15 protein-coding genes are annotated in these 13,537 nt (G+C 53.7%); 9 read left to right on the top strand and 6 right to left on the bottom strand.

What is annotated here, in order from left to right:
- Positions 1 to 4: 4 nt before the first annotated feature.
- Both X474_RS07465 and X474_RS07460 read right to left on the bottom strand, forming a co-directional pair.
- Complete coding sequence (locus tag X474_RS07465) at positions 5 to 403, bottom strand: VOC family protein (protein WP_044347929.1); 399 nt, start codon at positions 401 to 403, stop codon at positions 5 to 7.
- A gap of 11 nt (positions 404 to 414) precedes the next feature.
- On the bottom strand, positions 415 to 1,506 hold the full coding sequence (locus X474_RS07460; protein WP_052514976.1) for a GGDEF domain-containing protein: 1,092 nt from the start codon (positions 1,504 to 1,506) through the stop codon (positions 415 to 417).
- A gap of 432 nt (positions 1,507 to 1,938) precedes the next feature.
- On the opposite strand from X474_RS07460, the gene tolQ reads away from it, so the two are divergent.
- The 6 genes from tolQ (at position 1,939) to ybgF (ending at position 6,877) form a co-directional block, all read left to right on the top strand.
- Positions 1,939 to 2,727 (top strand): protein TolQ, encoded by a 789-nt coding sequence (gene tolQ, locus X474_RS07455; RefSeq protein ID WP_082464218.1) that lies wholly within the window; start codon positions 1,939 to 1,941, stop codon positions 2,725 to 2,727.
- Between the two features lie 3 nt (positions 2,728 to 2,730).
- On the top strand, positions 2,731 to 3,171 hold the full coding sequence (locus tag X474_RS07450) for an ExbD/TolR family protein (RefSeq protein ID WP_044347838.1): 441 nt from the start codon (positions 2,731 to 2,733) through the stop codon (positions 3,169 to 3,171).
- Positions 3,168 to 4,040 (top strand): cell envelope integrity protein TolA, encoded by an 873-nt coding sequence (tolA, locus tag X474_RS07445; protein WP_044347837.1) that lies wholly within the window; start codon positions 3,168 to 3,170, stop codon positions 4,038 to 4,040. Before X474_RS07450 ends, tolA begins: the two co-directional genes overlap by 4 nt.
- Positions 4,041 to 4,055: 15 nt before the next feature.
- Complete coding sequence (gene tolB / locus X474_RS07440) at positions 4,056 to 5,369, top strand: Tol-Pal system beta propeller repeat protein TolB (protein ID WP_044347836.1); 1,314 nt, start codon at positions 4,056 to 4,058, stop codon at positions 5,367 to 5,369.
- A gap of 66 nt (positions 5,370 to 5,435) precedes the next feature.
- On the top strand, positions 5,436 to 5,978 hold the full coding sequence (gene pal, locus X474_RS07435) for a peptidoglycan-associated lipoprotein Pal (RefSeq protein WP_052514975.1): 543 nt from the start codon (positions 5,436 to 5,438) through the stop codon (positions 5,976 to 5,978).
- Between the two features lie 74 nt (positions 5,979 to 6,052).
- Positions 6,053 to 6,877 carry a tol-pal system protein YbgF gene (gene ybgF, locus X474_RS07430; RefSeq protein ID WP_052514974.1) on the top strand — a complete coding sequence of 275 codons (825 nt, stop codon included), beginning with the start codon at positions 6,053 to 6,055 and terminating at the stop codon, positions 6,875 to 6,877.
- A 229-nt stretch (positions 6,878 to 7,106) separates the two neighbouring features.
- On the opposite strand, the gene X474_RS07425 is transcribed toward ybgF, so the two are convergent.
- On the bottom strand, positions 7,107 to 8,135 hold the full coding sequence (locus X474_RS07425; RefSeq protein WP_044347835.1) for a hypothetical protein: 1,029 nt from the start codon (positions 8,133 to 8,135) through the stop codon (positions 7,107 to 7,109).
- 169 nt (positions 8,136 to 8,304) lie between these two features.
- Here X474_RS07425 and X474_RS26450 point away from each other — a divergent pair, with 169 nt between their 5' ends.
- Complete coding sequence (locus tag X474_RS26450) at positions 8,305 to 8,460, top strand: symporter small accessory protein (protein ID WP_197282016.1); 156 nt, start codon at positions 8,305 to 8,307, stop codon at positions 8,458 to 8,460.
- 43 nt (positions 8,461 to 8,503) lie between these two features.
- Complete coding sequence (locus tag X474_RS07420) at positions 8,504 to 10,102, top strand: sodium:solute symporter family protein (protein WP_044347834.1); 1,599 nt, start codon at positions 8,504 to 8,506, stop codon at positions 10,100 to 10,102.
- 105 nt (positions 10,103 to 10,207) lie between these two features.
- Here the strand turns inward: X474_RS07420 and X474_RS07415 are convergent, their stop codons facing one another.
- Together X474_RS07415 and X474_RS07410 are read right to left on the bottom strand one after the other, a co-directional pair.
- The gene (locus X474_RS07415) at positions 10,208 to 10,582 is read right to left on the bottom strand and encodes a VOC family protein (protein ID WP_044347832.1); all 375 of its coding nucleotides are present in this window, start codon (positions 10,580 to 10,582) and stop codon (positions 10,208 to 10,210) included.
- Positions 10,572 to 11,171 carry a nitroreductase family protein gene (locus X474_RS07410; protein WP_044347831.1) on the bottom strand — a complete coding sequence of 200 codons (600 nt, stop codon included), beginning with the start codon at positions 11,169 to 11,171 and terminating at the stop codon, positions 10,572 to 10,574. The genes X474_RS07415 and X474_RS07410 overlap by 11 nt, the downstream gene beginning before the upstream one ends.
- 254 nt (positions 11,172 to 11,425) lie before the next feature.
- Here X474_RS07410 and X474_RS07405 point away from each other — a divergent pair, with 254 nt between their 5' ends.
- The gene (locus X474_RS07405) at positions 11,426 to 12,343 is read left to right on the top strand and encodes a bile acid:sodium symporter family protein (RefSeq protein ID WP_044347830.1); all 918 of its coding nucleotides are present in this window, start codon (positions 11,426 to 11,428) and stop codon (positions 12,341 to 12,343) included.
- Positions 12,344 to 12,706: 363 nt separating this feature from the next.
- On the opposite strand, the gene X474_RS07395 is transcribed toward X474_RS07405, so the two are convergent.
- The gene (locus X474_RS07395) at positions 12,707 to 13,534 is read right to left on the bottom strand and encodes a J domain-containing protein (protein ID WP_044347828.1); all 828 of its coding nucleotides are present in this window, start codon (positions 13,532 to 13,534) and stop codon (positions 12,707 to 12,709) included.
- Positions 13,535 to 13,537: the final 3 nt, after the last annotated feature.

The raw sequence follows: 13,537 nt of genomic DNA, 5'->3' as shown, positions 1-13,537 counted from the left end.
TCCCCTACTCCACCTCAAAATGCGGATTATAGGCCACTTCCCAGAGGTAGCCGTCCGGGTCGGCGAAATAGCCGGAATAGCCGCCCCAAGAGGTGTTTTGGGCTGGTTTCTGAATTTTGGCCCCGGCCTTTTGGGCCTGGTCCATCAACTTGTCCACTTCTTTGGTGGAGCCCAGGTTATGGGCCAGGGTGAAGCCGGGAAACCCGCTGCCGTTGGCAGGGACGCCCGCATCTTCGGCCAGGGCGTCTTTGGGAAAAAGGGCAAGCCAGGTGGCTTTGGTCTGGAAAAAGGCAATGCCTTCCATACCGGGCAACCTGGGCAGGCCTAAACCCTTTTCGTAAAATTCAACGGACCGGTCGAGATCTGATACTCCCAAGGTGATAATACTGATTCTGGGGTCCATATTTTTTCCTTTCAAACCTCTCCCTGGACAACCTGGTCTTCCACTGCCCGGCCCAGGGCGCGGGCCGCCGCCCTCAGGAGGTCTTTTGCAGAATATGCCTTTTGGGGAATAAGGGTGGCCGCACCAAAGGAAGCGGTAACCACACCCATGCTTGATTCCGGATGCACAATGCCCTTTTTCCTCACCTCCCGCCTGATCCTGTCAGCCACCACCACGGCCCCCTCGGCAGGGGTGTGGGGTAAAAGCAGGGCAAAATGGTTCTCAGCCAGGCAGGCGGCCAGGTCGGCCGGCCTCCTCAACTCCATACTGAGCATGCCGGCCATGAGGCGCAAACAGGCGTCTTTCGCCTGGTTGCCCCTTTTTTCCACAAAATGGCGGAAATTATCCAGGGAGCAAAGCACCAGGGAAAGGGGCTCCTGCTGGCGGCACAAACGGTCCCATTCCTGGGTCAGGCTTTTCTTAAGGGAATCTTCATTGGCCAGGCCGGTCAGGGAATCCTTGGTGGCCAAAACCAAAAGGGCTTTTAATTTTTCCTCCCAGGTGGTCTCTTCATCCACCCCCAGGCTGGCGGTCTCAACCATTTTCCTGGCCCTTTGTTCAGCCGCCAGGTCCACCTTGGCCCAAAGCTTCAACAAGGGCCTCACCTCGCGGGAGGGGTTGTGTTCTTTCCCTAAAAACAAACGGTAACCTTGACTAAGGGCCTCTGTATCGTGCAAAAAGGAAAGGTCCAGATCAAAAAGATCTGTTGCCTTTGCGCGTTCAATCTGAAAGGCTATCCAATCTTCATATCTGGCATGGGCCCCGTCAGCCAGGACGCGGGCCTGGTTAAAGTGAACCCAATCCGGTCTGAGCCAACGGGGCTCAAAAGAACTGAAATAGGTCTTGAGACTGCCCAGGCGCTTGCGCTGGGCCTGATCCCAGGCCAGGGTGAAGAAAAAGGTTCTCTCTGCCCAGGAAAGGTCACGATAATCCGGATGGGCTTTTTTACCCAATTCCCTTTCCAGGTCTTCCAGCTCCCCGCCCAACATGGGAGGGATCAGCTGGTCTTGATTCAAGGGTCCATTGGAATAGTTTTTGCTTGAATCAGGTTTTTGGCCGGTCATTTTTCTTATTCCAAAAAAAGGAAGCTAGTGCTTGCATTAATCCAAAAAAAGATTCCCGAACTCAAATTAAACGATTTTAAGAGGGGTTGCAACTCTTTGTCCCTCAAAGACAAAGCCGGGAAAACTGCAACCCGAAACAGGTGTGCACCTGAATAAATAGTAATAAGGACCAGTGGCGTATGGCAGGACTACTGCTAGAATGTGAAGAAGAGTTGCCCTACCAGGGATTGTGGTCTGAGACCTCCTTTGGACAAGATACCAGGTTTTTTTAATTTAATACCCGACCCGTTGAAAGATTAAAACGGGGCCGGGGCGTCTCAATGCCAGACTTGAAACCCGAAAAGGAAAGCTGTATCACAAGTATTTTCCCGGCCTTGACTTAAACCATGGGCTGAGGCTATATTGACCCCAATATAATGGGACTTAGCAAAAATGATCAACTACATCTTGGGAATCTTCGACCCAACCGCCGCCTTGGCGGCCCAGGCCCAAACCCAGAACCTGGTAGGCGATAACGCCGACATCTGGCAAATGGTCATGGGTGCTGGTCTGGTGGTTCAGTTTGTGCTGTTTTTACTCCTCATGTTCAGCGTTATCGCCTGGGGGGTTATTCTTTCCAAAGCCAAGGCCATATGGGATGCCCGGCGTCAGAATGACGAGTTCCACCAACTTTTCTGGCATGCCAATTCCCTTTCAGTCGCCAACTCCCAAACCCAGCATCTGGAGTCAAGCCCTCTGGCGGCTATTTTCCAACTGGGCTATACCGAATTGGGCCGCATAATGCGCCTGGGCGAGGGCGGCTCATTGCCGGCAGGCTCCATGGAAAACTTAAGGCGCGCCCTTTCAAGGGGTAAAGCGGCGGAAATGACCAGCCTGGAGCGCAAGGTGACCTTTTTGGCTACCTGCGCCAACACGGCCCCCTTTATCGGGCTTTTCGGAACGGTCTGGGGAATCATGGACGCCTTCCGGTCCATAGGTTCAACCGGCGCGGCCAACCTGGCCACTGTGGCCCCGGGTATTGCCGAGGCCCTGGTGGCGACTGCCTTTGGTCTGTTTGCCGCCATTCCGGCAGTGGTTTTTTACAACTACTTCAACCGCAGACTTGATGTTCTGCACGCTGATATGGACTCTTTTATCCAAGATTTCCTTAACCTGGTTGAACGCGACATCATGCGGCGCCAAGGCTCGGCCGTGGAGTCCGTTCGTCCGGCGGGAGTTTGATCGATGCCTTATGTGGGGCAAAACGGAAGACGTCGGGTTATGGGCGAAATCAACGTGGTTCCCCTGGTCGACGTCATGCTGGTGCTTCTGATCATCTTCATGGTCGCTGCGCCGATGATGGTCCAGGGCCTGGACGTGAACCTGCCGGAGACCGACGCAGGGGCGCTCAAGCAAAGTGAAGAGCTCCTGATTTTGAGTGTTAGCAAAGACGGCAGGGTGTTTCTGGATGAATTCCAGGTGGAGGTGGAAGGGCTCTCGCTGAAGCTCAAAAACATCCTTTCCAGAAAGCCCAAAACAAGAGTCTATCTACGCGCCGACCGGGACGTGGCCTATGGCACAGTAGTGAAGGTGTTGGCGCAAACCCGCAAGGCCGGAGTGGTGAACCTGGGCATGGTCACCGAACCGGAGAAGGTCGCACCTCCGGACAAAAAGAAGAAATCGTGATTAAAAGCCTTGCCTCAAACATCAAGCACAGACCCGGAGACCAGCTAGGGTGGGGTTTGGGGCTCAGCCTGGGCCTGCACTTTCTTATAGTGGCGGTTATTATTTTCTGGCCGGGACTGGGTTCCGGCTCCAAGCGTCATACATTCAAGCCCGTATATCAGGTCAAACTAGTGGGATCTCCCCACCTGCCCCCCGGGCCGGTGGCCAGGGCCAAGGCTTCGAAGCCCACGGCTCAGCCGAAACCCGCACCTAAAAAACCGGTTACAAAGGCGGTGGCGGTTCAGCCAAAGCCAAAGCCCAAACCAAGCCCCAAGCCCAAAGAGGCCATTGGCAACAAAAAAACAGTAAAGCCGACCAAAAGGCTGAAGCGTAAAGAAAAAGCAGTCTCTTCAAAAACCACCAACAGGGACTTGGACGCCAAGATCAATCGGCTCAAAGCCAAGGTTAACCAGGAAAGACGCCTGGCCAGCGCCTTGGACAATGTGGAAAGAAAGGTCGCAGGACGGGCAAGCAGTCAACCCGCGGGCCCGGTCGGCGGCGGTGGCGGAGGCGGCGGTGATCAGGGCGTGCCCCTTAAATACCAGATCTACTACACCCAGCTTTGGGGCAGGATCAGCCGTCACTGGGTGGTGCCCGAGGCCCTGGTGGCCAATCCCCAGGGCCTGGAGGCTGTGGTGGTCATAAGGATTAACCAGGACGGTTCCTTGGAAAAGGCCTGGCTGGAACAGTCTTCCGGTAACAACCGCTATGACCAGTCATGCGTGAGGGCAGTGGAAAGGGCCGCACCCTATCCCCCCCTGCCTTCGGGACTGCGACAGAAATCTCACGAAGTAGGCATAAGATTTAAGCCCGAGGATTTATCCGGCTGATTTGGGAAGGAAATAATGCGTAAATCTCTGAGCCTGTTTTTCGTTTTATTGTTTTTATTACCGTTGGTTACGTATCATACAGCCCAAGCCAGGGTTTATATTGACGTTACCAAGCCCTTTTCCCGCAAGCTTCCCCTGGCCCTGCCCGAGTTCCAGGCCCTGGAACAAACAGCCCCCATTGGCGCCAAGGCCCGCGGGATTTTGCAAAAAGACCTGGAATTCACAGGCCTGTTTGATTTTCTGAACCCCAACAGCTTTTTGGGGCAGCCGGACCCCACCAACCTGAACTACCGCCGCTGGTCCAGAGTGGGGGCCGAGCTTCTGGTCACGGGCAACTATGGCCTGGTGGGAAAACAGCTCACCATGGAGATGCGGCTGTTTGATGTTGTAGACGGCAAATTGCTGGTTGGTCGGCGATATGACGGAATACCGGCAGACCTGACCCGCATGATGCATCGCTTTGCCGATGAAATCATGCTTGCCCTTACCGGAGATCGTTCGGTTTTTTCCAGCCGGATCGCCTTCGTGGGGGCCCGGCAGGATGACAAAGGGGTGAACAAAGAAATCTACACCATGAATTTCGACGGCTCCCGGGTTCGCAAACTCACCAACAGAAAAGATATCTGCCTTTATCCCAACTGGTCCTCAGACGGCGGGCTTCTTGCCTACACTTCTTACAAAAACAGGCGGCCTGGGGTCTTTATCCATGCCATGGCCGGCGGACAGGGCAAAATGGTTATCAACAAGCCGGGGGTCAACATAACCCCTGTTTTCAGGCCGGGTGGAAACAACCTGGCCATAGCCATGAGCCATACCGGCAAAACCAATATCTTTCTGGTTGATCTGGCGGGCAACATCTTAAAAAGGCTGACCAACGGCTGGGGCATCGAGGTTGCACCGAGCTTCTCTCCGGACGGAAAGAAAATGGCCTTTGTCTCGGACAGGGGCGGTTCTCCGCAGATTTACATAGCCGACCTGACAGACGGGTCTTTCCGCCGCCTGACCTTTGGTTTCAAATATTGCGCTGCGCCGGACTGGTCGCCCAGGGGAGACCGTATTGCCTTCCAGGCCATGATTGAAGGCACTTTTCAGGTAGTGACCATAACCCCTGAAGGCCAGGACGTGCAGATCCTCACCAGGGGCTACGGCGGCGCTGAAGACCCCAGCTGGTCCCCGGACGGCAGGCTTATAGCCTATGCCGGAAGAAGGACCGGACGGTATCAGATTTATGTAATGACCGCAGGCGGCCAACTCATAAAAAGGCTGACCAGTTTAGCCGGTGAAAACACCGACCCTTCCTGGTCTCCCAGAGGGGTGGCCGGCCGCTGAAATCATACGCAGCAGGAAAGACCCCAATGCCGGCTGCTGAACAAAAAAGTTTTTAAGGAGGCAAAGGTGAAACGTATTGCAGTATGGGCCTTGATGGCCGCTTTGATGGCAGGCCTTGTTCTGAGCGCCGGTTGCGCCAAAAAGGCGGTTCCCGGACCAGGAGAGACCTTAAGCGCCGAAGAGCAGGCCAAGTTAAAAGCAGAAGAAGAGCGCCGCCTGCGCGAAGCCAGGCTAAGGGAACAGCAGGCCCGCCAGGGAGAGACCTCCTTGCGCGAGTTGTTCGCAAACCAGGATGTGCACTTCAACTATGACAGTTACGACCTCTCGACCGAGGCCAAGCAAATTCTTAACGACAAGGCCAATTACATGCAGTCCCACCCCGGTTTGACCGTCATCATCGAGGGAAACTGCGATGAAAGGGGCAGCAACTCCTATAACATGGCCTTGGGCGAAAAGCGCGCCCTTGCCTGCCAGGCCTATCTCGAGGCCATGGGCATCGAGGCCAACCGCATGGAAACCGTGAGTTACGGCGAAGAAAAACCCCTGGTTATGGGGGTGACCGAAGAAGCCTATGCCGCCAACCGCCGGGTGCATTTTGTTATAAAATAATAAAAGGCCGGGCCCGGGTGCTTGGCAGCCCGGGCCTGCTGGCAAATAACTAAAGAAAAAGAGGGGGAAGTGGCATGAACCAAAAAAGCACTTTTCTATTTGCCCTCTTGGCCACTTTAGTCTTTATGGGCGGCTGTGCCGCTGTTGAGCGTGAAGAATTTGTGGCCCTCCAGGGGCAGGTATACAACAACCAAAAAACCCTAGACAGCTTAAGTAAACGCCAGGACCAAAGCAGGCGCCCCCAGGCCGAGCTCACCGCCAAGGTTAATGCCCTTTCCCTGGAACTGGCCAAACTGAGGGGGCAGGTGGAGGAAACCGCCTACCGCATGAACCAGTTGCCCAACTCCCAGGCCATCAACAGTGTGGAAGAAAAAAACCAGGCCAAACTGGCCGAGATAGTAGCCCGTTTGGAAAAGCTGGAAAACTACCTTGGGGTTGATAAGAAAAGCGGCAAGCCCACCCTGAAGCCCGCGCCGGCCCCAAAGGCCAAACCAGCCAATACCCAGGCATCGGCCCAAAAGCCCACTACGGCCAAGGCCTACTATGCTTTGGGACATAAGCTGCGCAAGCAAAAATCTTTTCAAGCGGCCAGGGACCAGTATTCAGCACTTATAAAGAAATTCCCCAAATCCCAGCTCACGCCGAGCGCCCACTACTGGATTGGCGACACCTATTACGAAGAAAAGAAATTCGAAGAGGCTATCCTGGCCTACAACCAGGTGATCAAACGCTATCCCAAAAGCTCCAAGGCCTCATCCGCCCTTTTAAAGCAGGGTTTAAGTTTCTCTGCCTTGGGAGACAAGCGCACAGCCAAAATCGTCCTAAAAAAACTGATAAAAAACCATCCCAAAACCAGCCAGGCCAAATTGGCCAAAAAAATCCTGGCCAGGATGAAATGAATCTTTAAGGGACTGCCTTTTCCGGCAGTCCCCAGCTTACTGACAAAGACCTCCTGGACTTTGTCAGAGTCCCCTTGGCAAAAACTTGGGTTTTGCCAAGGGGCTGGAATTACCCGTCTTATAAAAGCTTCGCAATTCGGCGGGCTGTCATTCGGGGTCCCCGAAAATCTCTGATTTTGGGGGTGTTTCATGGCCCGCATTCAGGCTGTTGTCAAAGTCCTCCTGCGCCTTAATCTCCCGGCAAAAGAATCCTGATGCATTTTCCGGAAAGGCATTTGATGGTTTGAGACCAAGTCTTTTTATCCGATCCCTTGGGACTGATTGTGAACTCGCCTTTGGAGGCCCTGATCTCCGTAAAGGCACCGGCCCTTAATTGCAAAGCCGTGCTCCCCGGCCTTTGGGGCTCGCAATTTTTTCTTTCCAGTAAAAAATCCGCCTCAAAAAATGGATCCTGCCTGACAAACCAGGCATTTCGGGGATCAAACACCCCTAACTGGACCAGGCACTCACCCTGGGGCACCAAGGCCAATCTGTCCCTAAGTGCTCCCTGGTCCGGGCCAAGTAAAAACCCGGGGATCTGTTTTACGGCTTCGGGCCGATCTGCTCCGGGGCGGTCGGATGAAGCCCAAAAAAGCAGGGCCTGCCGAGCGCAGATATCGTCCCACAGATCCGCTCTTGCCCTGGCCCTTTGCTTCACTTCGGGCCAGGTAAGTTGAAACACCTTTTTCCGCCCCACAAACATGGCCGCTGAAACCAGCCAGGGATCGTTTGACTGTACACAGGCCTTGAGGTCAAGTCCCTCCAGGCCGGGCTTGGCCAGGACCGGTTTCTTGCTGAATCCGGCCAGGCACAGATATAAAAATCTGGCCGGAGGCAAATGAGACAGGCTGGAAAGGTCTCGCCAGGCATGATCAGGCCTGGAAAGAAGCTGATAAAACTCCTTCAGTAAACAGGCATGAGAATTTTTACCCAAAATCCCCCGCAAAAGGGCCAACCGCCGGTTGGCCAGGGTGTTGTAATAGGCAGAGACCGGAATATCTTCGCAGGCATAAATCCGGGGTATCAAGGCCAGGGCCTTACGCAGTTCGCCGGATTTTTCCAAGGCGTGCATTTTTTCCGACAAAGAAGCATATTCCGGCTTATTTGAATCAAACAGAGATTTGGCATGAACCGGCAGCGGCCCCAAAAGCACAAGCACCCCAAGCAGTCCCAATAGCCCAGACAACCACATCACCCAATATCCAGCCTGTTTTTTCATTACAAATCCCTTCCCATGCTGTTTTCCGCCCGCTTAAAACCATTAATACCCATAATACATATGAACTTTCTTGACAAATTACACAAGACCTGTGGTAGTTACAATATAGCTCAATAAAAGCTACATAGTGACTGTGCTTTCAGCCCCACCCTTGGAAAAGGAGCGGTAAATGCTCGGCATTGCAAGTACTGAACTGGCCTTGGTCTATATTCTTTGTATCGCGGCATCGGTCCTCTGCGTAGTCTATGGCGCGCTGAAGTGGAATGACACCGGGCCCTTGAACGAGGAACTGGATAACGTCCTGGACGAAAAGGAAAAGGACTAAACACCCCCTCTGAAATTCCCCGCGATTATTTCAAGGAGCAGTCATGGCTATCAAGATCATCCTGACCCTGGGCTACCTCTGCGTAATTTTCTATCTGGCCTTCAAAGGTTGGCGCGAGACTAAACAGGCAAGCGACTACATGCTGGCCGGCAGGCAAATGCACCCCTTTGTAATGGCCATGAGCTACGGCGCCACCTTCATCTCAACTTCGGCCATTATCGGTTTCGGCGGTGCGGCCGGCATGTTCGGGTTCCCGCTTTTATGGCTCACCTTTTTGAATATCATGGTCGGCATATTTATTGCCATGGTCTTTTTAGGCAAACGCACCAGGCGCATGGGGGTGTCCTTGGGGGCGCTCACCTTTCCAGAGCTGATGGGCAGGCGTTATCAGTCGCGTTTTGTACAGGGCTTTGCCGGGGTGGTGATATTTTTATTCATCCCGGTCTATGCAGCCGCGGTCCTGATCGGCATAGCCCGCATGATGGAAGTCAACCTGGGGATAAGCTATGCCTGGGCCTTATTTTCCTTTACGGCCATCCTGGCGGTTTATGTGATAACCGGCGGCCTGAAAGGGGTCATGTACACCGAGGCCTTTCAAGGCTCCTTGATGTTCGGCATGATGATGATCCTGCTTTTCTACACCTACGGACATTTGGGCGGCCTGATCGACGCGCATAAAGAGCTCACCGGCCTGGCCGGCCAGGTGCCGGCCAAGCTTAAGGCCATGGGCATGTTGGGCTGGACCCAAGGGGCCGAGTTCGGCTCGCCCCTTTGGCTTATCATCTACACCACCATTGTCTATGGCGTGGGAATCGGTGTTCTGGCCCAGCCCCAGCTGGCCGTGCGCTTCATGACCGTTAACTCGGACCGGGACTTGAACCGGGCGGTCCTCTATGGCGGAATATTCCTCCTTTCCATGACCGGCGTGGCCTTTGTGGTCGGGGCCTTGAGCAACGTGATGTTCTTCCGGGAGACGGGGGAGATTGCCATACAGGCCGCGGGCGGCAACATGGACAAAATCATACCGGTCTTTATCACCGACTTCCTGCCCGACTGGTTCGGCATCCTGTTTTTACTGGCCATGTTCGCTGCGGCCATGTCCACCCTGGCCAGCCAGTATCACGCAGGCGGCACCAGCCTGGGCCGGGATTTTTACGAGCGGGCAATGAAGGTTAACGTCTCCAATCCGGTCGCCCTCAACCGCGGCTGTGTGGGGATCATAATCGTGGTGACGCTCTTCTGGAGCTGGATCCTGCCTCCTTCCATCATTGCCCGGGCCACCGCCTTTTTCTTTGGCCTGTGCGCAGCCAGCTTTTTACCGGCCTATTTCATGGGCCTGTACTGGAAAGGCACCACCCTTACCGGCGCCATTACCTCCATGGTCGGCGGCTTTTTTATCTCTCTGTTCTACCTGCTCTTTGTGCATACCGCGGAATCCGGGCCCATTGGCCTTTGCCAGGCCCTATTCGGGGTGAAGAGCCTGGCATTTCTGGCTGACAAGGGCACCTGGCTCTGGAATATGCAGTTTGTGGACCCCAATATCGTAGCCCTGCCTTTGAGCATAATCCTTTGCCTTTTGGTGAGCCTGACGAGCAAAAAAATGGATCAGACCCATATTCAGGCCTGTTGGAGTAATATCTAACGGGTTGACTACACCTAAAAAAAGCATCGGTCCGTCAAGCCTGGCGGGCCGATGCTTCGGTATTTTGGAATTGCGTTTTCAGTTAGAGCCACTTGCGGCCTTGATTCAGCCGGTCTCCTGCATAAGCTCCACTTCCACCCCATCGGGGTCTTGGATAAAAGCGGCCAACAGCCCCGGCTTGATCTGAAGCGGCCCTCGCGTGGGTTTCACTTTTTTACCTTGCAGGTCCCGCAAGGTGTTTTCCAGGTCATCGACCATAAAACCAATCTGATAGGCTCCCGGCCCGGCAACCCGGTCAGCTCCCTGCTCCGGCCCGCTCCAGGGCGACAGGGCCAGTTTCATGCCCGCCAGATCCATACGCACTATCTTGCGGCCGGTGGCCTCGCTGCGCAAAGTCACCTTTGCCCCCAGCACATCCCGGTACCAGGAAACGGATTTTTCCAGATCTCTACACAAAAGGTGAAGATGATCAAACCTCATCCCCATGCTCCGCCACGATCAGTTCATCCAAGGTGCGCTTGGGAACATGGTGCACCATTTGTTCATCCCGCCAGTAATTGGTGCTTGCGCCGGGCTCAAGGTCATCCACTTGAACCGTTTCCTTGGGCTTGCCCAGGGCCACCACCAAAAGAATTTCATGTTGTTCGCCAAGCCCCAGGTCCTTGGACAGGCCTTTTCGGTTGACCATGCCGATCATGCAACCGCCGAAACCCTTTTCCACTGCCCCTAAAAGCATGCTCTGGGCCGCTATGGCGTGATCCACAATATCGTCTTTTAAAAAGCCCCGGTCAATTGCATGATCTCTCAAAATGACCACATAAGCGGCCGGGCGCTCGCCTTGCTCCGGCCCGGGCCAATTTTTCAGGGCCGCAGCCCAGCCAAGGCGGCTGAAGACCTTTTGGCTCAGCTCGGGCTGGTTGATCAGCACAAATTTCAGGGGCTGCAGATTGGCCCCGCAGGCTGAATAGCGGGCCAACTCCACCAACTCCCGCAAAGTATCGGTGCTGATTTTTTCATCCTGATAAAACCTGCGATAGCTGCGATTAGCCATAACCAGTTTTTTAAGCATTTAAGGCCTCCCTTTTGTTGCCTGTAACCAAGCTTCCGGTTGACAGGCAGGCACCTGCGTTTTAAGTTTTTGGAGAATACATATGGGAATCTTTTGGTTTTTTTAAACGAATAATACAATTTTTCCCCTGGAAAATTATTTTTAACCAGAGTGACTACCAACAGGGTGTCTTGAAAAAACCATGCATGGTTTTTTCAAGACACCCTGTTAATACTGCCTGGCCTGGTTTTATTTTACAAGGAGCTTCCCTTAACATGCGCACCAAGGATATTGGCCTGATTATCATGGCTTTCGCCGGCATGGCGGGTGGAGTGCTGTTTCCGAAAATCGGAGGCGCCATCACCCCCTATATCATCTTCGGCATGATGACCATACTCTTTCTGGCTTTTTTGACCCTTGATTTCAATGTCCTGATCCAGATCAAAAAAGAGCATGTATGGGAAGCGGGGTTCTGGACCATTTTGAAGCTCATTGTCATGCCCCTGATCCTGTGGGGTCTGACCATGATTATCGCGCCGCAATATGCCTTGCCGGTTCTTTTGTTGAGCGGCACCTCGGTGGGGGTCACCTCTCCCTTTTTCGCCGCCATGCTCGGCGCACGCACCACTCCAGTGCTCCACGCCCTGGTGCTGAGCTCCCTGACCGTGCCTTTAACCATGCCGGCTTTGGTGGAAGTGCTCTATGGAACCCAGATGGAGCTTTCCTTTTTCCAAATGGCCCGCATGCTTTGCATGGTGATCTTTGTGCCCCTTGTTGCGGCCTTTTTAATCAAAAAATTCTCACCCAGACTGGTCAAGGCCCTGGGAGCTGTGCAGTACTATATCTCCGTATGCCTTTTCTTAACCATCAATATGGGGGTGTTTGCGCCTTATGCGGATTTTCTGATCAATCAACAGGGCAGGCTCTTGGAACTCACAACCTTGGCCATGATCCTGGGACCGATCTTCGGGGGCGCTCCCATCCTGGCGGCCAAGATGTTTCCCGAAAGACTGGACGGCTTGAGCGGCGCGGTGGGGTTCACCTATATCAACAATGTACTGACCGTGGTTTTCTCTGCCCAATTCTTTGGGCCGGACTCCACCCTGCTGGCAGCCCTTTACATGCTGCCGCTTTATCTGATGCTCATGCCCCTGCGCTGGTATTCCCAGCGCCGGGCCTGCCATGCGGCGTAACTACTCGGCACTGGAAAAAACCTTTCCGTGTATTTTTCAGGTTAAATTTTTAAATTAGAAAAACAATGCGTTGATCCTCGGGCCGCCCCTTAACTGCCTAAAAAGGGTTGCCCGGGGCATAATCCCGAATCAACAAACATAACGATCCAGAAAAAAACCAGTCGGCGCGTGGTCTTGTTTTTCCTTTGTGCCATAGCCTGAAGGAGACTTGAGATTTGGCTTATGACTTGGCCTGGGTTGGGCCTTTTTCCCGACCCAATCCGATTCATTGGTTAAGCCGTTTAAGTTGAAAATTTTCTCACCGGGAACCAATACCAATACCTTTGCCCATTTACCCCCCCGTGACTGGTGTTGGGCCATCTCTTAACTCTCCCTTCCACGTTTGGATGGAGTCACGAGTTTAACTTCAATGGGCATGCCCTGGTGCCTGACAGAGGTCCTGATTGTCTGGCCGGACCGCCATTTTTCAGGCAAGGTCACGCTTATAGTCTCAGAACAGGTAATACGCCCCCTGCCTCCGCAATGAAGGCAAAGTTCATTTTGGTTCTCCCCGTTAAGCCCCCTTCCCCGGCAACTGGTGCAGGGGCGCGTCTTTCTCACCGGCAGGCTGAGCTTGCCTGGTGTGCCGTTAACCTCTATTCGGTAAAGTAAAGCCCCGTTTTTAAGGCTTAACCCCACCAGACGCCAGGAGCTGTTATTGGCCTCCCCTTTAAGCGCGGCCAATGGTCCGGGATTCAGGGAATTGTCATCTGCGGCTTGGCCCCCGGCCAAAGGGCCTAAATGAAATTCAGGCCCGAATTCCGGGCTGCTTGCCAAAGGGCCGCCTGCGGTTTTGCGGCTTCTAACCCCTGAGTCATTTGTCGAATCGGCAAAACTCTGGAATATGTATGTTTGGTAATTCTCTTTTTTTTCCAGATAAGCCTTTAAGATGCGATAGGCTTTATTCACCCTGGACATCATCACCCCCAGGGTGCCGGGGTTCAGATCGGGATGAAATTCCTTGGCAAGACGATGATAGGCGAACTTAACTTGGGCCAAGGAAGAACCGGGAGACAGGCCCAATTCTTTGTAGCATTTATTAAGATCGTGATCAGAGGCCATGTTGGTCAGGTCCTTTCCGGGGTGGACATTGAAAAATCCACCATTCAGACCTTCCCTGATGCAAGGCTTGCGCCAACAGATCTCAATCAAGAC

The organism is Dethiosulfatarculus sandiegensis, assembly GCF_000931935.2.
In the GTDB taxonomy this organism is placed as follows: Bacteria; Desulfobacterota; Desulfarculia; order Desulfarculales; family Desulfarculaceae; genus Dethiosulfatarculus; species Dethiosulfatarculus sandiegensis.
Note: the sequence above shows the minus strand (reverse complement) of the source record. Positions and strands in the feature narration are given on the sequence as shown.